At 42.6% G+C, this 24,329-nt stretch carries 21 protein-coding genes; 3 read left to right on the forward strand and 18 right to left on the reverse strand.

Annotated features, from left to right (window positions below; genetic code table 11):
• Nucleotides 1-49 precede the first annotated feature (49 nt).
• From IQ13_RS02880 to IQ13_RS02925, 10 genes are all read right to left on the reverse strand, one after another.
• A complete protein-coding gene (locus IQ13_RS02880) occupies nucleotides 50-709 on the reverse strand; it encodes a M23 family metallopeptidase (RefSeq protein ID WP_144884306.1) in 660 nt (219 codons plus the stop codon).
• Nucleotides 699-1,343 (reverse strand): murein L,D-transpeptidase catalytic domain-containing protein, encoded by a 645-nt coding sequence (locus IQ13_RS02885; RefSeq protein WP_144884308.1) that lies wholly within the window; start codon nucleotides 1,341-1,343, stop codon nucleotides 699-701. Before IQ13_RS02885 ends, IQ13_RS02880 begins: the two co-directional genes overlap by 11 nt.
• Before the next feature lie 141 nt (nucleotides 1,344-1,484).
• Nucleotides 1,485-2,819, reverse strand: coding sequence for an alpha-L-fucosidase (locus tag IQ13_RS02890; protein WP_144884310.1), 1,335 nt, complete (start codon nucleotides 2,817-2,819; stop codon nucleotides 1,485-1,487).
• A gap of 84 nt (nucleotides 2,820-2,903) precedes the next feature.
• The gene (locus IQ13_RS02895) at nucleotides 2,904-3,692 is read right to left on the reverse strand and encodes an SDR family oxidoreductase (protein WP_144884312.1); all 789 of its coding nucleotides are present in this window, start codon (nucleotides 3,690-3,692) and stop codon (nucleotides 2,904-2,906) included.
• Nucleotides 3,693-3,822: 130 nt separating this feature from the next.
• A complete protein-coding gene (locus IQ13_RS02900) occupies nucleotides 3,823-4,650 on the reverse strand; it encodes an amidohydrolase family protein (protein ID WP_144884314.1) in 828 nt (275 codons plus the stop codon).
• Entirely contained in the window at nucleotides 4,650-4,988 is a 339-nt protein-coding gene (locus IQ13_RS02905; protein WP_144884316.1) for an L-rhamnose mutarotase, read from the reverse strand. Before IQ13_RS02905 ends, IQ13_RS02900 begins: the two co-directional genes overlap by 1 nt.
• A 7-nt stretch (nucleotides 4,989-4,995) precedes the next feature.
• Nucleotides 4,996-6,249, reverse strand: a complete 1,254-nt coding sequence (gene fucP / locus IQ13_RS02910) for an L-fucose:H+ symporter permease (RefSeq protein WP_144884318.1) — start codon at nucleotides 6,247-6,249, stop codon at nucleotides 4,996-4,998.
• A gap of 80 nt (nucleotides 6,250-6,329) precedes the next feature.
• Nucleotides 6,330-7,175, reverse strand: coding sequence for a fumarylacetoacetate hydrolase family protein (locus IQ13_RS02915; RefSeq protein ID WP_144884320.1), 846 nt, complete (start codon nucleotides 7,173-7,175; stop codon nucleotides 6,330-6,332).
• A gap of 119 nt (nucleotides 7,176-7,294) precedes the next feature.
• Nucleotides 7,295-8,071, reverse strand: a complete 777-nt coding sequence (locus IQ13_RS02920) for an SDR family NAD(P)-dependent oxidoreductase (protein ID WP_144884322.1) — start codon at nucleotides 8,069-8,071, stop codon at nucleotides 7,295-7,297.
• Nucleotides 8,072-8,092: 21 nt separating this feature from the next.
• The gene (locus IQ13_RS02925; protein ID WP_144884324.1) at nucleotides 8,093-9,736 is read right to left on the reverse strand and encodes a UxaA family hydrolase; all 1,644 of its coding nucleotides are present in this window, start codon (nucleotides 9,734-9,736) and stop codon (nucleotides 8,093-8,095) included.
• A 166-nt stretch (nucleotides 9,737-9,902) separates the two neighbouring features.
• On the opposite strand from IQ13_RS02925, the gene IQ13_RS02930 reads away from it, so the two are divergent.
• Entirely contained in the window at nucleotides 9,903-10,781 is an 879-nt protein-coding gene (locus IQ13_RS02930; RefSeq protein WP_144884327.1) for an AraC family transcriptional regulator, read from the forward strand.
• A 212-nt stretch (nucleotides 10,782-10,993) separates the two neighbouring features.
• Here IQ13_RS02930 and IQ13_RS02935 read toward each other — a convergent pair whose 3' ends face one another.
• The 8 genes from IQ13_RS02935 to rhaT all read right to left on the reverse strand — a co-directional run bounded on the left by IQ13_RS02935 (nucleotide 10,994) and on the right by rhaT (nucleotide 21,812).
• The gene (locus IQ13_RS02935; RefSeq protein WP_144884329.1) at nucleotides 10,994-12,916 is read right to left on the reverse strand and encodes a glycoside hydrolase family 97 protein; all 1,923 of its coding nucleotides are present in this window, start codon (nucleotides 12,914-12,916) and stop codon (nucleotides 10,994-10,996) included.
• A gap of 177 nt (nucleotides 12,917-13,093) precedes the next feature.
• Entirely contained in the window at nucleotides 13,094-13,678 is a 585-nt protein-coding gene (locus IQ13_RS02940; RefSeq protein ID WP_144884331.1) for a LutC/YkgG family protein, read from the reverse strand.
• A complete protein-coding gene (locus IQ13_RS02945) occupies nucleotides 13,675-15,054 on the reverse strand; it encodes a lactate utilization protein B (RefSeq protein WP_144884333.1) in 1,380 nt (459 codons plus the stop codon). Before IQ13_RS02945 ends, IQ13_RS02940 begins: the two co-directional genes overlap by 4 nt.
• The gene (locus IQ13_RS02950) at nucleotides 15,051-15,788 is read right to left on the reverse strand and encodes a (Fe-S)-binding protein (RefSeq protein WP_144884335.1); all 738 of its coding nucleotides are present in this window, start codon (nucleotides 15,786-15,788) and stop codon (nucleotides 15,051-15,053) included. The genes IQ13_RS02945 and IQ13_RS02950 overlap by 4 nt, the downstream gene beginning before the upstream one ends.
• A 51-nt stretch (nucleotides 15,789-15,839) precedes the next feature.
• Complete coding sequence (locus tag IQ13_RS02955) at nucleotides 15,840-17,213, reverse strand: FGGY-family carbohydrate kinase (RefSeq protein ID WP_144884337.1); 1,374 nt, start codon at nucleotides 17,211-17,213, stop codon at nucleotides 15,840-15,842.
• Complete coding sequence (locus IQ13_RS02960) at nucleotides 17,213-18,487, reverse strand: sugar isomerase (protein ID WP_144884339.1); 1,275 nt, start codon at nucleotides 18,485-18,487, stop codon at nucleotides 17,213-17,215. Before IQ13_RS02960 ends, IQ13_RS02955 begins: the two co-directional genes overlap by 1 nt.
• A gap of 90 nt (nucleotides 18,488-18,577) precedes the next feature.
• Nucleotides 18,578-20,698 (reverse strand): bifunctional aldolase/short-chain dehydrogenase, encoded by a 2,121-nt coding sequence (locus IQ13_RS02965; RefSeq protein ID WP_144884341.1) that lies wholly within the window; start codon nucleotides 20,696-20,698, stop codon nucleotides 18,578-18,580.
• Between the two features lie 22 nt (nucleotides 20,699-20,720).
• Complete coding sequence (gene rhaT / locus IQ13_RS02970) at nucleotides 20,721-21,812, reverse strand: L-rhamnose/proton symporter RhaT (RefSeq protein WP_144884343.1); 1,092 nt, start codon at nucleotides 21,810-21,812, stop codon at nucleotides 20,721-20,723.
• A gap of 172 nt (nucleotides 21,813-21,984) precedes the next feature.
• Between rhaT and IQ13_RS02975 the strand changes: the two genes are divergently transcribed.
• Together IQ13_RS02975 and IQ13_RS02980 are read left to right on the forward strand one after the other, a co-directional pair.
• Entirely contained in the window at nucleotides 21,985-23,013 is a 1,029-nt protein-coding gene (locus IQ13_RS02975) for a GntR family transcriptional regulator (protein ID WP_144884345.1), read from the forward strand.
• An 89-nt stretch (nucleotides 23,014-23,102) separates the two neighbouring features.
• Entirely contained in the window at nucleotides 23,103-24,281 is a 1,179-nt protein-coding gene (locus tag IQ13_RS02980; protein WP_144884347.1) for a Gfo/Idh/MocA family protein, read from the forward strand.
• The last annotated feature ends 48 nt before the right edge of the window (nucleotides 24,282-24,329 follow it).

Genomic DNA, 24,329 nt, shown 5'->3' on the forward strand with positions numbered 1-24,329 from the left:
TTGGAATTTGGATTTTGTTTTTTGGAGCTTGATTTTTTCTATTTGGTATTTAAGCGGGACGTTTATATTTTTTAAAAGGCCGCAGGTACTTTGCTCCTTTTCTTGTAAGAAAACGTGTGCCGATCTGCCGCCAGTTGCCTGCTTCCGATTTCCAGACAATAAAGTGTAAATGCGGAAATGCAGTGTAGCCGGTATTGCCGCTGTAACCGATGAGTTGTCCCTGTTGCACCGTATCGCCCACATTTACAACAATTCCATTGTGCTGTAAATGCCAGTATCCGGCTCTGGTTCCATCGCTATGATTAATAATGATATTGTTGCCGAATTGCCGGTAAGCCGCATCCAAACCTCCTTTATCGCCATCTTCTTTTACCCGTGCTACTACACCGCCACGTGCCGCATAAATAGCTGTTCCTTTTTTCATTTTGAAATCGAGTGCAGCCCTGTTGCGGTGGGTAAACCTGCTGAAATATCCTTGTACCAACCGATGCTTCGTGCCAACGGCATACGGCAATGCATACACGTAACTGCTGTCGTCTTTTACTTTTCCTTTTTGCAAAGCACGGAAACGAAAAGCCTCCGGACTTTTGTTAACCGCACAACTGCTCAACAAAAGCAAAAAGGAAAAGAATACAATAAGGTACAAGGTTGCTTTGTACATAAAGTACAAATGTAAGGGATGGTCTCTTTCACTTTCGTCAGGATTCATAAATCCATAATAAAACCGGTTGTCGGGATGTGTTGATGATTTTTTTTAAGTGTTGAAGAAAGCCCGGTGAAACGGTGGGACATCCATCGCTCTGACAGATCTCCGACCATACTTCTTCTTCGGGTACACATTCGTGTGCATGTAGTACCACAAAACGTTCAAAGGCTTTATTGTTGGATGATTCAAGGCCATGCAGTTTGTAAGCAAGCCCAAAACGACCGTTGTATGCATTGCCGATTTTATATTTCCCTAATGAGGTGCAACCACAACCCGGCTCATTTCCATATTTGCGACCAACCAGCCAGCGTTCATTACACCGCCCATGTGTTACTACGCCGGAAGTAATGACTGTATCGGCTTTCAGATCGTACACAAAAAAGCGTTCTGCACCTGAGCGTATTTTCATGTCGATCAAAAAACAAACCTGTTCGTTGTACTTATTCTTTTTTACAAATTGCTTTGCTGTTTTGGCTTTGCTCAGCAACGTTTTTGTTGTAACATTTTCCGGTTCTTCTTTTTTTAACGCTTTGTTGATATGAACAGGCGAATCTGTTGTGTAAACAGTATTGTATAGATAGTATGCAATGGTTGCAAGTAGCAGCACGCAGAGCAGCAGGATGATGGGTTTCTTCATGCGATTGTTTGACGGGAAGGATGCAGTATCAGTATAATTCCACAGAAGAAAACGCCGGATAAAAACAGAACAGCATCTGCAAAACTCTTTTTCACAAAAGCTTTACAAATGCTGTTCAATTGGCTGCTGTTACTTCAGCAGTTATTGCAACTGTAACTCCAGGATCGTATCAATCGCATCCCAACTTACGCCGTTAAGATAGATAAATGTTCCTTCGGGTTGTTGTTTGAATTTGATGACTGTCTTGCCATCAAACGAAGTAGCTTTTTTTATCTTTTGCTTTAACTCCGGAATAAAAATATAATCGCCTTCCTGTTTTTGCAAAATGTGCATGTACACGGTCTTGTCTTTTTGTGTAAAGCCGCCCCAGGTTTTTGGTGTTGTAATCGCTCCTCTTGTGCCGTAAACCGTTGCACCATATTGTTGCAGCCATTTGCCCATCAATGCCAGTGTATCGGTAAACTCCGGTTGAATCGTACCGTCGGGCATGGGTCCAACATTCAATAAAAAGTTGGCGTTGTAACACGCCGCTTTCACCATGTACTGAATCAGATTCTTAGAAGATTTATAATTACGATCAGTAATGTTGAAACCCCAGCTGTCGTTCATTGTTTCACATGTTTCCAATGGAAGCTGCGAAACGGATTGTCCGCCGAAGCCTGTTGTATTATGGCCGGGCAGATCTTTTTCAAATGCCTGAAAATCTTCGCCGGGAATTGGTAACAGGTGATGATTGTTACTGATGAGGCATTGCGGTTGCAAACGATGAATGAGTTCATAAATTTCATCGTAGTGCCAGTTTACTTTCGATTTGAGTGTTTTGTCAACATCATTATCCAACTGATCCCAATGTCCATCGAACCAGATACCGGAAATTTCGCCATAGTTGGTGAGCAGTTCAGTTAACTGTGCTTTCATGAAACGGATATAACTTTCCCAATCACTTTTTTGTTTGCGACCTGTGCCCTTTCCTGTTTTACCTGTTTCGTATTGATAATCGCTGCGGTACCAATCGAGCAATGAATAGTAACAATAGAGTTTGATACCTTGCTTATGACATTCATCCGCCAGTTGTTTCAACGCATCTTTTGCATAAGGCGTATTGGTGATTTTCCAATCACTTTGCTTCGTATCCCAGTTACTGAAACCATCATGATGACGAGTGATGAAGGTGATATACTTCATGCCCGCTGCTTTTGCAGTGGCTACCCATTTGGCTGCATCAAAGTTTTGCGGATTGAAAATGTTGATGAGGCGTTGGTATTCTTTTACGTGGATGTTGCGTTGATTCATCACCCACTCACCACTGCCAAGCACACTTGATGCACCCCAATGGATGAACATCCCGAACTTATCGTTTTGAAATTCTTCCCTTGCTGCAAGGTTAGTTGCAGAAGGCGTGTAGGTTTGTGCAATAGCACTACTTGCTATGCTCAGCATTGCACAGCAGGTAAACAGCAATCGAAACAGTTTCATGTTTTATGGTTTAAAGATTGATTACAAACAGCAATGAGTAACCAGACGAATTATAGTCTATCAGACGAGGGTGTCAGACGGACATTACGCATTCGCCATCGCTCTGTCGAGATGCACATAACCACCATCCACATAAATCAACTGACCGGTTGTATGGCTCGATACAGGCGATAATAAAAACACCGTCATATTCGCTATTTCCTCAGCGGTGGTAAAGCGTTGTTCGAACGGAATTTTTGATGTGATCTCTTTTAATTTCTCTTCAGGGTTCGGTAATGTTTTGATCCATTTATCGTACAACGGTGTATAACATTCGGCCACCACCAATGCATTTACACGAATTGAATATTTCGCCAACTCCACCGCCCACTCTCTTGTCAACGCATTACGACCACCGTTGGCCGCAGCATAAGCTGATGTATTTCCCTGTCCTGTCTCTGCAGTTTTGGATGTGATGTTGACAATGCTGCCTTTTGATTTTTTTAATTCAGGTAAGGCGAAATGCGCCATCAGGTAATAATGCACCACGTTCTTATGCAGACTTTCCATAAAACGTTTGTAATCGCCATTTTCCAAACCCACACCATCGTTTACGCCGGCATTGTTGATGAGTCCATCGATGCGGTTGAATTTTTCAATGACGGCTTTTACCGCTTTCTCACATTCTTCCGGCTGCGATAATTCGGCAACAACCTGCCAGGCTTTACCACCGGCCGTTTCAATTTCTTTTACCGTTGCAAGATTATCGGCTTCACTCCTGCCAACAATAACAGGAATAGCTCCTTCTTTTGCTAATACTTCTACAATGCCTTTGCCGATGCCCTTTGCACCACCTGTTACAATGACTACTTTATCTGCTAATTGAAGATTCATATTGTGTAAGCTATAAGTTGAATGTTATGAGTTATTTGTGTGCTTCGTGCTGCCTTTTCTTCGTGCCCTCTGTGCTATGTTTTAGCACAAAGAACACTGAGTTAATTTTCACAAAGTGCACAAAGAATTTTTATAGTTGATAAAATTTAATTGCATTGCCACTGAAAATTTTTTCCTGCTCGTCTGCTGAATACGAACTGAAATAATCTTTTACTGTTTCGATCCATTTGTTGTAAGATGATGCGACTAAGCACACCGGCCAATCGCTGCCGTACATGATGCGGTCGATGCCGAAACTTTCAACCACAATATCGATGTATGGTTTCAATTGTTCTGCCTTCCATTTCTTCCAGTCTGCTTCGGTAACCATGCCACTGATTTTGCAATTGACATTATTGTGTTTTGCAAGCTGCTGCATACCTGTTTTCCATTCATCGATTTTACCATCTTTGATGTACGGCTTCGCTACATGATCTACAACAAAACGCTGTTGCGGAAATTGTTTCACCAATTGCAAGGCCGCTTCAAGATGTTGGGGGAAGATGAGAATGTCATAGGCAAAACCATACTCATTGAGTTTACTGATGCCGTTGAGAAAACTTTCCTGCAACATGAACGAAGGTTCTTCTCCCTGCAACACATGACGGAAGCCTTTCAGTTTGCTGAACTGCTGATAATACTGCAAACGCTCTTCAATATGGCTGCTCCGAAGCTCAACCCAACCAACAACGCCTTTAATGAAATCATTTTTTGCTGCAAGTTGTAACAGCCAATCAGTTTCGGTTTCTGTCTGGTCGGCTTGAACTGCAACAGTGCCAAGCAGTTTTTCTTCATTCACAACAACGGCAAGGTCACCCGGTAAAAAGTCTTTTCTGATCACCTGCATCTCATCAGTGATCCAGCTGTAATTCACCGGATCGTATTTCCAAAAGTGCTGGTGTGTATCAATGATCGTCATCACGAATGTTTTAAATCAAATATTTTTTTCATCAGCATCCACTTCTCTCCTTTCTTCGCTGTGGGTAATGCCTGCTGGTAGTTCCACATCAATGTTTCCCACTCCTGCACTTTTTCATTGGCGGTATCGGCTGCCGCTTTTGCTTCAAACGAAAACGAAGTCGTTGTTTCCATGATCATGAACAAGCGGTTTTCGATGCGATAGATCTCCATGCTTACAATACCGGAATCTTTGATTGATGCTTCGATTTCCGGCCACACACGTTCGTGGTATTGCTCATACTCTGCAATGAGCTTGGGATCATTTTTTAAATCACATGCAAGACAATAACGTTTCATGTTTTACTTATTTATCAGTTGTAACAACTTTATGACCTGTCCATCCAAACAACAGAATAACGGCAAAACAGATCAAGGGGATGATATAACCATGTTGAATGTTTCCTGTAGAATCAGCAATCATTCCAAAAAAACGAGGAAGGATTGCACCACCTACAATTGACATGATAATTAAGCTGCTGCCATATTCTGTATCACCTTTCAGATCTTTAATGCCAAGAGAGAAAATTGTCGGGAACATAATTGACATAAAGAAACAAATACCGATTACAGCATAAACTGTAATCATACCTGTTGCAAAGATTGCGATTGCAGAAAGCAGAATACAAGCTGCTGCGTAAAAAGTGAGTAATCGTTCAGGAAGAATGTAGCGCATTAAAAATGTTCCGAGAAAACGCCCGATGAGGAATGCAATACCGCAAGCTCCCAGATAATCAGCTGCTGTAACCTGCTCAAGTCCAGCTGATTTTTCTGCATACAAAATGAATAAGCTGAACACACAAACCTGCGCACCAACATAAAAAAATTGTGCAATTACTCCCCAGGTTAAATGCTTGTGTTTAAACGCATGGAAAATATTTTTGCTGGGAGTATGTGCAGGATCTGTATTGAGTTTTGGTAAATGCGTAAGTGCAAATAAAATGGCAACTACTACCAGAACAATTCCCAAAATCATGTAGGGCATTTTTACAGAAGCCGCTTCTGATGCTAAGGCAAGTTTTCTTGCAGCTTCAGTCATTGCATTTAACTCGGCATCTGTATGTCCTTTCGTTAAAATAATTCTTGCACCAATTACAGGAGCTAATGCTGCAGCCAATCCATTAAAAGATTGTGCAAAATTTAATCGCTGTGTGGATGTTGCGGGATCTCCCAATACAGCCGCATAAGGATTGGCAGCTGTTTCAAGAATGGTTAAACCACATGCAATAATGAACAAGGCAATCAGAAAATAATTGTACGATTGATAATCAGCTGCAGGCAGGAACATGAATGATCCAATGGCAAATAATAACAAACCTGTTATGATGCCGATTTTATACCCGAATTTCTTCATGATAAAACCAGCAGGAAGTGCCATTAGAAAATACGCAACATACACAGCAAAGTCGATAAGTGTGGACTGTGTTGTTGTTAACGTGAATGATTTTTTCAGATGCGGAATGAGGATGGGATCAAGGTTGTGTACGAAACCCCACAGGAAAAATAAACTGGTTACTAATGCAAAGGCAAAGAGGTATGATTGACTTTTTTGGCTGGTCATTGGGCAATCGTTAAGGTTTAGTAAGAATTTGTATTGAAAAAGAACCCCGTCCGACGAGGACGTCTGACGGGGCGTATTGTTTATTTTTTAAATGCAACTACTGTCTGCTTCGATGTACCTAAGCCATCAATACCCAGCTCCATTACATCGCCCGGCTTCAGATACACAGGTGGATTCATTCCCAAACCCACACCTGCCGGTGTACCGGTAGAAATAATATCACCAGGCAGCAAGGTCATGAATTTGCTGACGTATGAAATAAGAAACGGTACATTAAAGATGAGATTGGCTGTTGAACCATCCTGTACTTTTTGTCCGTTGAGTGTTAACCACAAACGCAGGTTGTGTACATTGCTTACTTCATCTTTGGTTACTAACCATGGGCCGATGGGTGCAAACGTGTCGCAACCTTTTCCTTTATCCCATGTGCCGCCACGCTCTAATTGAAATTCACGTTCGCTGATATCGTTGTGCAGACAATAACCTGCAACATAGTCCATCGCTTCAGCTTCTTCAACATACGAAGCTTTTTTGCCGATCACTACAGCCAGCTCCACTTCCCAATCTGTTTTTACCGAATCACGTGGAATCATCACTTCATCATTCGGGCCAATGAGTGCCGATGTTGATTTGAAAAAGATCACAGGTTCACTTGGAGGTGTTGCGCCTGTTTCTTTTGCATGATCGCTGTAGTTTAAACCAATACAAACAATCTTCGACGGACGCTTTACGGGGCAACCGTAACGCTCTACATTCACCACCGGCAGCTTTGCTGTAGCAACAAGTTGTTCTAATTTTTTCAAACCATCATTGGCAAAGAAGTCTTCATCGTAATCGCTCACATGCGCAGACACATCATAGCAAATGGTGCTTAACATGACACCCGGTTTTTCTTTGCCGGCTTCTCCAAAACGTATCAGTTTCATTTCTTCAGTTTATATGTTTTATTTTGTTGTGTTCTTCGTGGCTCCTTCGTGAACTTTGTGTAATGCAATAGCACAGAGGACACAGAGGGTTGCACGAAGTACACAAAGTGTAAATCGTTTTAATTATTCAGTTTTATAAATCCACCATCTAACGGATAATCGCAACCGGTTACAAATCCAGCTTCATCGCTGCAGAGATACAATGCTAAGTGCGCTACTTCATCTGTCGTTCCCATACGGCCAATCGGTTGACTCTTCGATAATTTGTCAAATATTTCTTCTTCTTTGCCCGGATAATTCTTCGCAATGAATCCTTCTACAAACGGTGTAAACACACGTGCAGGAGAAATACAATTGACACGGATATTGTAAGCAAGATAATCACGTGCTGCAGAAAGCGTCATACCCAACACGGCACCCTTACTCATGCTGTACGCAAAACGATCGGTAATGCCAACCGTTGCTGCAATGGAACACATGTTCAGCACCACACCTTTTTGTTGTGCTTTCATAAAAGGAATGATCTCGTGCAGACAATTGTACACACCTTTTACATTGATGTTGAAGAGACGGGTAAAGTCTTCTTCCGTTGTTGAATCGGCAGTACCTACATGCGCCACACCTGCATTGTTCACTAGTATATCGATGCGTTGATGTTGATCAACAATTTTCTGTGCAGCAGTTTTGATGGCCTGTTGGTCGGTAATGTTGAGGATCACCGCTTCAGCCTTACCTCCTGCCTGTTGAATTTCTGCAACGGTTGCAGCAGATCCGTTTTCATCAATATCAAATACAAAAACAAATGCACCCTGTTTTGCAAACATGGTGGAGATGGCTCGGCCAATACCGCTGCCGCCTCCGGTTACAATCGCTGTCTTTCCTGTAAATTGAAACATATACGTAAAACAAAAAAATAGTTAGAGAGATACTCCACGTTTCCATGGAATGAAATCGTCCTGGTTGAGTAATACAGCTTTCGGAATCACTTCGCCACTTGCCGCACGGATCACATACTCCAGTATTTCTTCGCCCACTTCAGGAATTGTTTTTTCTCCTTCAATAATGCTGCCTGTGTCGATATCAATAATATCACCCATGCGTTTTGCAAGATTGGTATTGGTTGATACTTTAATAACCGGGCAAACAGGATTTCCTGTTGGTGTACCTAAACCTGTTGTAAACAAAATCAACGTTGCACCACTTGCTGCTTTACCTGTGGTTGCTTCCACATCGTTACCGGGTGTACATACTAAATTTAAACCGGGCTTCACCGCTGGCTCTGTATAATCGAGTACATCAGTTACTGGTGATGTACCGCCTTTCTTACAGGCACCGTTGCTTTTAATGGCATCAGTAATCAAACCATCTTTGATATTACCGGGCGAAGGATTCATATGAAAACCTGAACCTGCTGCTAATGCCTGGTTATTGTAATCAGTCATCAGCTTCATAAACTTGCGTGCTGTGGGTTCGTTCACCGAACGATCAATCAAATCTTGTTCAGCACCACACAATTCAGGAAACTCTGCCAGCAATACTTTACCACCTAAACCAACAACAAGATCTGCACAATAACCAACAGCAGGGTTGGCAGAAATACCACTGAAACCATCGCTGCCGCCACATTTCACACCAACCACCAGTTCTGATAAAGGTGCAGGTTTACGTTCGATCTTGTTTACTTCAATGAGGTTCACAAATGTTTGCTGTATAGCTTCAGCAATCATTTGCGGTTCGCTTCTGCTCTGTTGTTGTTCGTAAATAAGAATCGGTTTATCGAAGTTGGGATTACGTTCAGCAAGGTAACGTTCAAAATCACGCACCTGCAAATTCTGGCAACCCAAACTCAATACGGTTACGCCTGCAACGTTTGGATGATCGGCGTAAGATGCCAATAGTTTACCAAGCAATTCAGCATCCTGGCGTGTACCACCGCAACCGCCGGGATGTGTTAGAAATTTAATGCCATCTACATTTTTAAATACACGGCTGCTGCCGGGTGTATTAAGCACAGATGAAATATCTATTTGCGTAATGTCCTGTCCTTGCTGATACGCATCAACCAGTTTGCGTGTATAGGTTTTGTATTTGTCGGTAACTGCATAACCGAGTTCGTTATGCATGGCTTCACGTATCACATCAAGATTTCTGTTTTCGCAAAACACCATCGGGATAAAGATCCAGTAATTGGCTGTACCCACACGGCCATCTTTGCGGTGATACCCCATGAAAGTTCTGTTGGCGAATTTTGAAACATCCGGAGCTGTCCACGTAAAGTTGCTGCCACGGTAATCGAACTGATCAGTTGCATGTTTGGTATTATCAGTACTCATACGTGCACCTTTTAAAACGGGCTGTGCAATAGTACCAACGGTTACACCATACATGATGATCTTTTCACCGGGCTGCATGTCCTGCATAAAGATTTTATGCTTGCCTGCAATATCTTCTGTAAGTGTGATGGATTCGTTTTCGAAGTTGATCGTTTCACCCTGTTTCAGGTCTTTCAACGCTACCAGTACATTGTCCGTAGGATGGACTTTTAACACGTTTTGTTTCATATAGCAAATTGCTTAGTCAAAAATGAAAACACCCTTTGCAAAGGTTGTTTTAAGAGAGGTAAAAATAGGTAAATGCCTGTCTTTTGCTTTTACTTTTATTGGCTTTGTGTTGTACTATTTTGGCAACCTGCTGGCATATTTCGTTATTTTGTGATAAAATACTGTAATGAATCCTCATCTGCTTAAAGTAAGTACAGCGCCGCACCAGAGTTTCAACATCCGGCATGATGTGGTTCCTTACTTCTACAACCGCTGGCACTTTCATCCCGAAGTGGAGTTGCTGCACATACAGAAAGGAACAGGCATCCAGTTTATCGGCGACTCCATCCAACGCTTTAAGAAAGATGATGTGATACTGGTCGGTGCCAATCTTCCCCACCTGTGGCGATGTGATGATGCGTATTTTCAGAAAAGCAAAACATTGAAAGCGCAATCAACGGTGGCGCATTTTCGTGAAGACTTTTGGGGCGAAACATTTTTGGAATTACCGGAGAACAAAAAACTGAAACAGTTGCTGGAAAAAGCAAAGCGTGGCATCAGCATCACCGGCGCTACCAAACAGTTTGTGATTGCGCATCTCGATAAAATGCTGGAAGCGAAAGACAGCGAACGCATTGTGTTGCTGCTGCAGATACTTGGAAAGATTGCACAGAGCAAACAGCTGAAACTGATTTCATCTGCAGGGTTCAGTACACAGCTGGAACAGAAGTCAACGGACAAGATCAATTCCGTTTATGCGTACACACTGGCGCATTTTAAAGAGAAGATCAGTTTAAAAAAGATTGCTGAAGTATCGAATATCAGTCCCAATTCGTTTTGCCGTTATTTTAAAGTGCATACTCGTAAAACCTACAGTAACTTTTTACACGAGTTGCGTGTGGGGCATGCCAGTAAATTGTTGATTGAAAATAAGCTTTCTATTTCGCAGATCTGTTACGAAAGCGGGTTTAACAACGTAACCAACTTTTATAAAACATTTAAACGGTTTACCGGACAAACACCGTTGGCCTTTCAGCAGGCATATAATACGACAACGGTTGAGTAGAACTGTTTCCTTCATCCCGACGAAGGATGGGATCTCCCAATTTGCAGCGTTGTTAAAGTATGTAAACATCGTTAACGCTTGGAGATGTTTCCTGCGTCGACATGACGCAATGTAAAAACCGAAGCGTCATTTCCAGCCCTGTTGTTGGGCGAAGCAATCTGATTTGGCTAAGGTAGATTGCTTCGTTCCTCGCAATGACGTTCCAGGCATCATTATTCCAGCACAACAACAAAACCACCTGCTGCAGGCATTGTAATTGTTTGCGGTTTCTTTGAATTTATTTGCTTTTCGGCAAACAGCTGGCCGCCTTCTCCTTCTGTGATCAATGTTGCTTTCTTTTTTTTGAATGAAGAAAGATCAAGCTGAATGGTTTTTGCTGCCGCATCGCCATTGATACCGGCGATATACCATTTGTTGCCAGAACGTCTTGCAATCACCACATATTTACCAGGGAAACCATCAACGAATTTCACATCATCCCAAGTGTTGGGCAGGTTGCGTAAAAACTGCTGAATGTTTTCGGGAACCTGCTGCATACCTTCCGGCGATTCTGCATAGTGTTGAATGCCGGATAGAAATAATATTGATGTTGCCAATTCAAATGCAGCGGTTGTTTTGCGTTGCACTTTTGTTTGCAGTTTGTACAAGTTCATCGGTGTAAAATCCATCGGGTCAAATGCATTGCGGGTAAACGGTAACATCGCACAATGCGTAGCTTCTTTATCCGCATCACCCTGACCAAATGTGATCATTTCAAAACCACGCACTGCTTCCGTTGTCATTAAGTGCGGATAAGTGCGTGCCCATCCCCTTGGTAACGTAGCACCATGGAAATTTACCAGCAGTTCATGTTTCGCAGCGTCTTTTAAAATACTGTGATAGTATTCCATTACCGATTGACCGTCGCCTGCAAAGAAATCGATCTTCACACCTTTAATGCCCATATCTTTCAAACGCTGAAATTCTTTTGCACGGCTTTCTGCGGTGAGGAGTAAATCCTTGGGTGTGTATTTCACCGTATTCCAATCGCCTGCAGAATTATACCACAACAGCAGACCAACATTTTTTGTCTTTGCATAGTCGGCCAGCTCTTTCATTTTTTCGTAGCCGATTTTTGTATCCCACGCAGCATCAACAAGACAGTATTGCCAGTTCATCTTCGCTGCAAAATCGATGTACTTGATCTGTTCATCATATACAATAAAATCATCTTTGGAATTGATCCAGCTCCAAGATGCTTTACCAGGTAAAACAAAGGCTGTGTTTTTGATCACTGATGGTTTTGCCAGATCGGTTCCTGCTGTTGATTCGATGATGGTTGCTAAGCTTCCGATAGTGATGATGCGCCACGGCGAAACATAAGTTGATTGAAATGTAGGCAACAATCCTTTACCGGTGATGATCTCACGTGGATCAGGAAAACCGATGCTGTACTCGCCATCAGGTGATTCTGCTTTTAACCGTGTTGCGCAGTCGTTTGGTTCCACTGATGCTTCGGTGATTAACGCCCACACATCGTTTGCACGGAACAAAGCCGGATAAACCCAACCTGCCGCCGATGGTGATTTTGTACCCACAGGAACATCCTGTACATAATGTTCTTCATACGCAGGATTGGTTTGCTCCCATCCTGTTTTTGAAACCTGCATCGGTTGTAACCATGCTTTGGCTGTTGTTGGAAAATGAAAACTTGTTAACTCGTTGGTGATGTTATCGGTAAAATTATTTCCTTCGTTGTAGTGGTAACGGAAAGCAACTGCATCGTTCGACACCTGGAAAATAATATCGAGTGCCTTGCCATTGTTGTTTTTGAATTGCACAATGCGTTTATTGGCTGTATACGTACTTTGTTTTTTCTTGGCGTAAACCATACTATACGCATCGTTGATTGTTTGTACCGGTGTTGCACCAAGCAGATTGTTGCCTTTCGAAAAATCAACAGTAGCAGTTTGAATACCGAGTGATGAAGAGCGTAATACTTCTGTATCGAGATAACGTACACTGTATTTAATTTCTCCTGCTTTGTTTACAGAAACCTGAACGGAAAGTTTTTTATCGGGACTGATAATGCCAACCTGGGCAGCAAGATGTTTTTGTACTGAAACGAGAAGAAAAACGGCAATCAACAAACGCATGAACAATCGATTAAAGGGTTAACAATTACTCACGCAAAGAAACAGAAAGAATAGTATCAGAAAAAAATTAATACCCTAACGAATGTGTGCTAATAGAAACGCTGATGACGCTGATGGATGCGGATGATAGCGGATCAAATCTGTGTACATCAGTTTAAATCCGTGTCATCCGTGACTCTATCCAATAATATACACGATCAAACTTCTGGCACCGTGTGCACCAATCACCAACGATTGTTCAATGTCGGCTGTTTTGGATGGGCCGGCTAAGAAAACACCAAACCCTTCTTTAGCGCTTTCAATTTGTTTGTATGCATGATGCATAGTTGGCACGATATTCTTTCTTTCTATCACAATTACTAGGTGCTGACAAATAAATGGCAGCAAACGATTCCCCATCTGGCTTTCGTATAACCAGATAGCGCCATTCTCTGCCACAGCAACTGCTCCCTGCAGGTAAGCTGTATCAACAGCCGCAAGTTCATCTGCAGTAAGCGACGCAAGCGAATCACTCACTTCGCCTAATGCAGCAATTCTGTTCACAACAAAATCACCTTTTGCTACTCTGCTTTCCAACTCCTGTTTAAGCGAAGCAAGATTCTGCAACTCTACTGTGCCGCCACCAATACTTTGCAACACTGTTTTGTATTGCTGTACAAGATCACTGTATTGAATAACTGCATTGAGATCAATTGACGGAAGCTCTACCAACTCTGGTTTATTCGCTGTAATATTTTTCAGTATTGTTTCTCTTGCACTCATTGTTTCTTGTTTTGAAGATACCAGTCACGAAAACTTTGTTTCGGTGGCGCAGGCATTTCCCGTTGTTTGTACCAGGGATTAAGTTTGTTGTTCACGATCCACGGGAATAAACGCATCACGGCTCTTCCTGCTTTACCTGCAAAGCGATACAGTCCTGGCCTTGCCAACAGAAACGCCATTCCTTTCAGTCCAACTTTCTTGGTTGTATCAACATATCCTTCTGCAACCAAGACCTGTCGCCATTTCCACAACTGATCGTGTATGTCAATCTTCACCGGACAAACATTACTGCAACTGCCACAGAGTGTGGATGCAAACGGCAAATCAGCATTTGCACGCATATCAATATTCGGATTGAGAATAGAACCGATTGGTCCTGCAACTGCTGTATGATAACTGTGTCCGCCACTTCTTCTGTATACCGGACAAGTATTGAAACATGCAGCACAACGGATACACTTCAACGAGTTTCTGAAATCAGCACGACCCAACTGTCTGCTACGTCCGTTATCAACAATCACAATGTGCATCTCCTGCCCTTGTCTTGGTTTGTGAAAATGACTGGAGTATGTTGTAATGGGTTGACCGGTTGCACTCCGTGCCAGCAAACGCAAAAACACAGAAAGATGTTCTGCTCTCGGAATCATCTTTTCAAAACCCATACAGGCAATATGAATTTTCGCAGCGTGTGCACCCATATCGGCATTGCCTTCGTTGGTACAAACCACAAAGCCGCCTGTTTCTGCAATGGCAAAGTTTACGCCGGTGATGGCGAGTTCCGATTCAATAAATTTTTCACGCAAATGCTGCCTTGCAGCTTCGGTTAAATATTGCGGATCATTGTTTCCTTTTTCGGTGTTGAGATGTTCATGAAACGTATCACTTACATCCTGTTTCTTTAAATGAATGGCAGGTAATACAATATGGCTCGGCGGTTCATTTCTGAATTGTACAATGCGTTCGCCCAAATCTGTATCAACTGTTTCAATGCCTTTTGTGTGCAGGAATTCATTCAACCCGCATTCTTCGGTGAGCATACTCTTGCTCTTCACAATTTTTTTGATCTTGTGATGCGCAATGATGTCGTAAATGATTCTGTTGTGCTCTTCAGCATCTGCAGCCCAGTGTACAATCACTCCATTGTCCTGCGCTTTACTTTCAAATTCTTTTAAGTAATTATCAAGATTGGAAAGTGTATGATTTTTTACTTGCGAAGCCCATTCACGCAACTGCTCCCACTCGGGCAAACCGTGTGCGGCTTTATCTCTTTTCTGGCGAACAAACCAAAGTGTTTCATCGTGCCAGTTGGTACGTGGCTCATCGTTAATGAACTGTGCAGCAGCTTCGGCATGTTTTAATGTACTGTTATGGCTCATGCGTTGCTGTTTAAAATTTCTGCAATATGAATGGTCTTCACCTTGCTGCCGTTGCGTTTTAAAATCCCTTCTAAATGCATGAGGCAACTGGTATCGCCACCGGTAATGTATTGTATATCGTTATTGGCATGATCAGCAATGCGATCTTTCCCCATCTTCACACTCACTGCTTCTTCAAACACACAAAACGTACCGCCAAAGCCACAACATTCATCGGGGCGTGAAGGCATTTTTAATTCGAGGCCCTTCACCATACTCAGCAATTGCTGCGGTTTAGAAAAGGCTGGTAAGTTTCGTTCGCTCATGGATGATAAATGCAATCCACGCTGACCATGACAGCTGTTGTGCAACCCCACTTTATACGGGAAAGATGCGTTGAGCTTTTCTACTTTCAATACATCCACCAAAAACTCAGTGAGTTCGTATACATGTTTACGGATATGCTCCGCTTCGCCGGAATGTTGTTCAACGTGCAGGTGTTCTTTTAAATGCAATACACAACTACCCGATGGCCCAACGATATAATCGAAACCACGGAAGTTCGATACAAAATTTTTATCGCATGATTTACTGAGTGAAGCGAAACCACTGTTGGCCATCGGTTGGCCGCAACAGGTTTGATTGAGCGGGAAACTTACGTTGCATCCCAGTTTTTCTAACAACTGTAAGGTGGCAATACCTACGTTTGGATAAAACTGATCGATATAACAGGGAATAAATAAACCAACATTCATCTCTTCGTCTTTTTTTCTTACAACAACTTACCTGTAAAGTTATCTACAGAATCATTTCGATTCGGAATAATATTTCAGTTCGATGATATCGGTGGGTAATGCTTTCGTGTTCCAGTTTTTATGAAACGCCAATGCTGCGCCTAACGATGAAGCCTGTGCAACTGATGCCGCAAATACTTCAATATTGGTAAAAGCATCGGCAAGCATATGCATAAAAATGGGATTCTTGCCAAAGCCGCCATCAACAAAAATGCGTTTCACTTTTGTTCCTTTCAGCACAAGGTTGGTGCTGTACACCTGTTGTGTAATAAGGTCTGCAATGAGCTGATGATAGGCATGTTCGTAACTGCTGAAATGTAGCAGCTCACGGTTGGCAAATGCCGATTCTTTGATCATCACCTCATCATTGCTTGTTTTGGCAAATGCTTTGGTTTCAATAATGCTCTGCACAATCGCCGGGTTGTATTCAACCTGTTTGTAATAATCGTTTGCTACATTGAAATATTCTGCCAATCGTTTTGTTTGCTGTTCGTGTTCGTAACCGGCAAACAAACGGGACGCTTTCACCGGGTTGCCTTCGTACGATAAATAACAAAGACAATCCTGGTGCAGTTCAAGATCACTCAGCTGCGAATGATTGAACGGATTTAAAGTGATGCACCAGGTACCTGTTGAAAGCAATACAAACGGTTCGTGAAAAGATGCGAGGTAAGGAATGAGAGCCGATGAACTGTCGTGTAAACCGCCACCAACGGGAATCTCTTCTTGCGTATAACCTGCAACCGCATTACTCTTTAAGATGGGTGCAAATTTTTCAGCAACGTGTTCTTTTATAACCCACTCATGGTATTTCTTTTCCTGGAAATCCCACAGGTTGGTATGGCAACCGATGCTGGTAATATCTGTATGCAATGTACCACTGAGAACAAAACAGAGATATTGTGGTAAATGCAATGCGTAATTGATCTGCGCAAACTTTTCCGGCTTCTCGTACCGTAAGCGATAAAGTTGCATTCCGGAGTTGAGATTACCCAGAACAGGTGATGCTGTTTCTTTCGACACCATGCTTTCGCCGCCATAAGTATCATAGAAAAATTTCTGTAACTCCGGTGCGTACGGCTTCAGGTAGTTGTACAGCGGAAGAATGACTTCCTTGTTTTTATCGAGGTACACAAAGCTGGCCCCGTATGCAGAGAAGTTCACTGCCTTTACCTGGAAACGTTCGTCTTGTAAAACTTTTTCAAACGTAGCTTTTACCCAGTTGGTCAGCAGTAGTACATCCTCGCAGGCAAACCCATCTTCATCAGTGGTTTCTTCGAGTTGCTGGCTTTCTTCGTGCACTACTTTGTAATGCTCATCGAACAGCAATAGCTTTTTATTGGTTTTACCAATATCAAAAATTGCTATAACCGGAAGCTTTGCCATTATAATCCTGTTGCAATAGTTTTTGTTCCACGTTCTTTTACCAGTTCTGCACGCAGTTGTTGCTCACGGAAGAATTGCAACGGATACAAGGCAGCGCCACTGCGTAATCTTGCTTCTGCAACTAACGGACGCAGATCGGTGCGGAATGTATTCTGCAAAATTTCCTGTGCTGCTACCACATCATTTGCATCCTGTGCAGCATTCAGCTTCACTCTGTCAACAGTCAATGCCTGTGCATAAGCCAGCATAATAGCTTCAACAGATTGCAGTAAATCCTCCAGCGGATCTTTGACGTTATGGCTTGCATCAATCATCCAGCCAAGATCTGTTGCATGATTCATGCCTCTTGCATCCATGCCTTCAACGAGTTCGTTAAAAATTAAGAACAGTTGATAAGGTTTGATGCTGCCCACCGTTAAATCATCATCACCGTACTTGCTATCATTGAAATGGAATCCGGCCAGTTTGCCTTCCATTAGCAACAAGGAAACGATTTGTTCGATGTTGGCATTGGGAAGATGGTGGCCCAGATCAACCAATGTAGATGCCTTAGGTCCAAGCTTGGTAGCATACAATAACGATTGTCCCCAATCTCCTACTGTCATTGAGTAGAAGTTGGGTTCAAATGCTTTGTATTCTACAAATACTTTCCAATCTTCAGGTAGTGCTGCATAAATTTCCTGCAAGCTTTCCAATGTGTTTTGAAATGCTTTGCGGAAGTTTAACTGGCCGGGGAAGCAACTCCCATCGCTCAACCAAACGGTGAGTGATTTCGAACCCAACTCCACACCGTGTTTAATTACTTCAATGTTGTGTTCGATGGCTTGTTTACGCACTGCTTTGTTTACGTGTTGCAACGAACCGAATTTGTAACTCAGTTCCTGATCTTTCTGATCTTGAAACGTATTTGAATTCACAGCATCAAACTGCAAACCCAATTGTGCGGCCTGTGCTTTAATAGCTGCATAGTTCTCTGGAATATCCCATGGGATATGCAATGAGATTGCACCGCTCGATTGGTTGAGCGCATGCAGCAAACCAACATCTTCTAATTTTTGTTCTAAGCTGCCGGGCTCGCCTGCACCTGCAAAACGGCCAAAGCGTGTACCTCCTGTGCCTAATGCCCAGCTGGGAATGGCAACCTGGAAATCGATGAGCTTTTGCAGCACATCTTCCACATTGTTTATTTCTGAAGCAAGAAAATCGAATTTGCGTTTGTGTGATGCAGCATGCAATCCGTTAAACTCAGCAATTCTGTTTTTATCGAGAATCATAAAATGATTTTAGAGTAATTAAATGAAGTTAAAAAAAGGGGTCGATAGGGAACTACCAACCCGTCAACTATTGATTATGAACAAAAAATCTTAGCGTACAAATGCATTGGCAACACCGCCATCTACATTCAATACGTTACCGGTTGATTTGTTGAGCAGGCCACCTACAAAGGCGTAACATGCATTCGCAATATCATCGGGTAAAATAATTTCATTTAATAAAGTTCTGCCTGCGTAATACGCCGGTAATTCTTCGATGGTAATACCGTAAGCTTTTGCACGACCTGCAGCCCAGCCACCACTCCAGATATTACTCCCTGCAATTACAGCATCAGGATTTACTACGTTTACACGGATTTTATCCTTACCTAATTCAGCCGCATTCAACCGTGATAAGTGCAATTGTGCAGCTTTTGCAGAACCATAACCTGCATTGTTCGGGCCGCTTACCAAGGCATTCTTACTAACAATATTCAACACATCGCCACCAATGCCTTGTTTGCGCATTACTTCTACCGCTTTTTGGGTTACCACAAATTGCCCTTTCACCAATACATCGTAAAGAATATCCCAATCTTTCTCTGTATGATCTTCGATCGATTTCGAAATAGATAAACCTGCATTGTTTACCACAATATCAACACCGCCAAACGCCAGTGCCGATGTGGTTAACGTATCAAGAACGGTATCTTCTTTGGTAACATCCAGTATATCGGCAGCTACTACATCTTTACCAAACAGTTTTACAAACTCATCTTTTGCTTCGGCCAAACGCTCTGCATTCATATCGTTCAGAATAACACAAGCGCCTTCTTCTGCAAATTTCTTTGCAATGGCTTTGCCAATACCGCCACCGCTGCCGGTGATCAATGCAACCTTACCACTCAAAGCTTTTGGCTTAGGCATACGTTGCAGTTTTGCTTCTTCCAGTAACCAGTATTCAATGTTGAATGCTTCCTGGCGAGGTAATGATGTGTATTCAGAAATGGCTTCTGCACCTTTCATTACGTTAATGGCATTGATATAAAACTCAGCAGCAACACGTGCAGTTTGTTTGTCTTTGGCAAACGTAAACATGCCAACACCGGGATAAATAATTACCACCGGATTTGTATCACGAATGGCAGGACTGTTTGGATGTTTACAGGTATTGTAATACTCTGTATACATGGCACGATATGCTTCAAACAGCGGTGCGATTTTTTCTTTGATCGCTTTTGTATCACTCAAATCTTCGCCTGCTGTAAGATTCAACACCAGCGGAGAAATTTTTGTGCGCAGGAAGTGGTCGGGACAGCTTGTGCCTAAAGGAGCCAAACGATCCAGATCGTTGGAGTTGATATATTCAAGCACACGTGCATCATCGGTAAAATGACCGATCATACGGTTTTGCGATGAGCAGAAACCACGCAGCACCGGTGCTAATGCAGCCGCCTGTTTTTTACGATCGGCTTCGGGCAAGGATTCAATTTTTGCACCACCGAAAATGGCTGTTTGTTTGCTGATGTTATCTTGTAAATATTCTGCACAACGCTCAATTACTTCGAGTGTGTTGATGTATGATTCGTAAGCAGTATCGCCCCAGGTAAATAAACCATGCGAGCCAAGCATGATACCACGGATGCCGGGGTTTTCATCGAGACATTGCTTCAACTGCAAACCCAGATCAAAACCGGGCTTCTGCCATTTTACCCAACCAATGGTTCCGTTGAATAATTCTTTGGTGATCTTTTCGCCATCTTTGGCTGCAGCAATGGCAATCGCTGCATCGGGGTGTAAGTGATCAATATGTTTGAATGGAAGAAAACCATGCAACGGAGTGTCGATCGATGGAGCTTTCGAAGCCAGATCGTAAATACAATGGTTGAAAAGTTCCACCATTTCATCTTCGTGTTCAATACCACGATAGATATTTTTTAAGCTGCGTAAACGATCAACATACAATGCAGCCAGGCCGCTGCGCTTCATGGTGCCGAGGTCGCCACCACTACCCTTCACCCACATTACTTCTGTTTCCTTACCTGTAAGCGGATCTTTCGCCATGGCTTTGCACGAAGTATTACCGCCACCATAGTTCGTTAAACGCAGATCGGCTCCCAATAAGTTTGAGCGATATACTAACAAAGCCACTTCATCACCGGCTAATTCTGCAGCCTTTGCATCATCCCACAAATAGCTTACGTGTTTAAAATTCTTAGTTGCTACTGACATATTCTGTTCTTTTCAGTTGTTATTATATATGGAGGCTGTTACCACGTCCTACCAGTAATACCGACAGGATAATAATGATAATGCCTACTGTTATGGTTGTAATGGTTTTTTTGCTTACGCCTTTCCACTCACGCAACACAAGGCCCCACATGTTGGCAACAAGGATAATGAATGCCATGTGTAAGATCCATGAACTTGGACCATTGCCTAATTTGCTTTCGCCCATTCCGTAAAAGAAAAATTGGAGGAACCAGGTTGTACCGGCCAATGCGGAGAAGAGATAGTTTTTTAATAACGGTGTTTTTTTGTTTGTGTAATCGCCGAATGTTTTGTTACGTGCATTTAAAATCATGCACCAGATAAAGTTAGTGGATAAACCACCCCAAAGCAACACCACATAAATAACGTTGTTCCGGTAAAGGAATTCACCTTCGCCGGGGTTGGCAGCTTTCCATGCTTCGTTGGCAACAGTGGCCATCTCCTGCCCTGCTTCCAAACCAAAGTTGAAACAGGCGCTCAGTACACCTGAAACAATGGCCACAAACATACCCAGGCCAAATTTGTATTCGGTGCTTGTTTCGGCACCATGCGGATCGGTACCTGCTGTCTTCAGTTCTTTCTCCTTCATCATACCGGCTTTACCGCTGATGATGATACCGATTACACACACCAATAAACCGGCAATGATGGTTAGGCCCCAGTTAGAGCCAACCATTGCACTGAATGTATCTTTTCCTGCAACAGGATTAAAATCGTAATAGATAGCGGGAATGATTGCGCCGAATACCATGCATAAACCAAGGATGATGCTGCTGCCCAACGATACGCCAAGGTAGCGAACTCCAAGACCATAGGTTAAACCACCAATGCCCCAAAGCACGCCAAACATAAATGTAATTGCTAAAGCTGAGCCGGCTGCTCCGCTGATAATATCGCCAAACCCAGGGATAGTTAAGTAAGCCGCTATAGGAGGAACAATGAGCCAGGAAAACAAACCGCCAACAATCCAGTAGCTTTCCCAATGCCAACCTTTTACCTTTTTGTAAGGAATGTAAAAACTGCCCGATGCGAAACCGCCGATAAAGTGAAAAATAACGCCTAATAATACATTCATTGTAATCCTTGATTTATATGGCAAGACATAAAAAGATAAAAGTAGTTTGCTGTGGCAGAAATTCCGTCATGTACTATCCTGAGCTTAAGAACAGTGTCGGCCGCTAAATGGTTCGTTCATAAACTGTACATTTACATCCCTTACCGATCTTAATTGTCTACAAATCTTGTTTATGAGCGACAATATTTACCGCCATATCGTAATTGATGAACAGTCCATCACCCCTAAATATGTACAAATTGTAAACTCCATTCTGAAGGCCGTTGAAATGGGCCAGATACATAAGGAGTACCTGCTGCCTTCCATTAACGATTTAAGTTTTGAACTGAGCATTGCCCGTGATACGGCCGAGAAGGCATATCGCCAGCTAAAGCAATTGGGTGTGGTGGGTTCGGTACCAGGCAAGGGTTATTTTATTTCGAAGACAGATATCCGGCAGGATATTAAAGTCTTTCTCATCTTCAATAAACTCAGTTCGCATAAGAAGATCATTTACGATTCATTTGTGGCAACGCTGGGTGATAAGGCAGCAATTGACTTTTACATTTATAATAACGACTATGCCCTTTTCCGTAAGTTGTTACAAAGCCGGAAAGAAGGTTATACGCATTATGTGATTATTCCCCACTTCCTCGAAGGAGGTGAAAATGCGTATGAAGTGATCAATGAAATAACCGATGGGCAGTTGATTTTATTAGACAAACTGATTCCCGGTATTAAACGGGAGTATGCAGCCGTATATGAAAACTTTGAGAAAGATCTTTTCAATGCATTGAAAGAAGCATTGCCCAAGCTGAGTAATTACCAGAATCTGAAACTGGTGTTTCCTTCGTACACGTATTTCCCTGAAGAGATATTACGGGGGTTTGAACATTTCTGTATGGAGTATGCATTCAACTATAAAGTGGTGCACGAAATTGCAAAGGAGCCCATTAAAGAAGGCGAAGTATACATCAACCTTATGGAAGATGACCTGGTGGTATTACTTGATAAAATAAAAGAAACTAATCTGGTTGTAGGTAAAGACATCGGCATTATTTCATATAACGAAACACCGTGGAAACGTTTTATCCTCAATGGAATCACCACCATTTCAACCGATTTTAGACGTATGGGCGAAATGGCTGCCGAGGTAGTTTTAAAAAGCGAACACAAACGACTGGAAGTGCCGTTTTCGTTGGTGCTGCGGGATTCGTTGTAGTGTTTTTTCTTTACGTTCTCAATTTCTGTTGTGCATTGTACTTTTAATAAACTCACTTAGCAAACAATAACGAAACAACTACTTGCCAAATGAATAACGAAACAAAACACAGACGACAGTTTTTAAAAGACTCTGTAAAAGCATCGGGACTTATGTTTATGACACCGATGTTTGAAAACTTCAGCACAGTACAGTCTTCTTCGAAACCAAAAACGATTGCTGTTGCCCCGAACAGGATAAAATTCGCAGTGATCAATATCAATCATCCGCATATTTATGGTATGACCGATGCCATTAAAAGAGGCGGTGGCGAATTGGTGGCAGTATATGCAAAAGAAGCCGATCTGCTTGCAGCTTTTTCCAAAGCTTATCCCGAAGCAAAACTGGCTCAATCAGAAAAAGAAATTTTAGAAGATAAGTCGATTCAACTGGTGCTCAGCTCCGGTATTCCTGATGAGCGTGCCCCGCTGGGTATTCGTGTAATGCAGCACAGCAAAGATTATTTAACCGATAAGCCGGGCATCATCAGTTTAGAACAACTGGCAGCAGTTAAAAAAGTGCAGAAAGAAACCAAACGCATCTATTCCATTATGTATAGTGAGCGTTTGGAAAACAAAGGCACCGAAAAAGCAAGTCAGCTGGTAAAGGCTGGTGCAATCGGCAATGTGATACAAACGATCAATTTAGCACCGCACCGCATCAGCAATAAGTTCGGCACATCGGGCTTAGCAGTACGGCCCGATTGGTTCTGGGACAAAAAACGTTACGGTGGAATTTTAACGGACATTGGCTCACACCAGTTCGATCAGTATTTGCATTTTACGAATTCAACCGAAGCAACGGTGCTGATGTCGCAGGTGGGCAATGTACATTTTCCGCAAGCGCCAAACTTTGAAGACTTCGGCGATGTAATGCTGAGTGGTAATGGTGGTGTGGGTTATATCCGTGTCGATTGGTTTACACCCGATGCCCTGGATAGCTGGGGCGATGGACGATTGATCATCATGGGTACCGAAGGAACCATTGAAGTGCGTAAGAACACCGATATTGTTTCGGGTAAGAAAGGTGGCAATCATTTATACCTCGTCAACAAAAAAGAAATGCTGCACATGGATTGCAACAACGAAGCACTCCCCTTTGGTCCTTTGTTTGTGGATGATGTCTTGAACCGTACAGAAACAGCCATGAGCCAGGCGCATTGTTTTCTTGCAACCGAGCTGGCTTTGATTGCACAGAAAAATGCAAAGCCGATGAGTTTGAAAAAATAGAAACAACAGATTCGGTATAAAAACAAAAAGCTTCACAGCAATGTGAAG

Source organism: Lacibacter cauensis (assembly GCF_007830055.1).
GTDB classification, from domain to species: domain Bacteria; phylum Bacteroidota; class Bacteroidia; order Chitinophagales; family Chitinophagaceae; genus Lacibacter; species Lacibacter cauensis.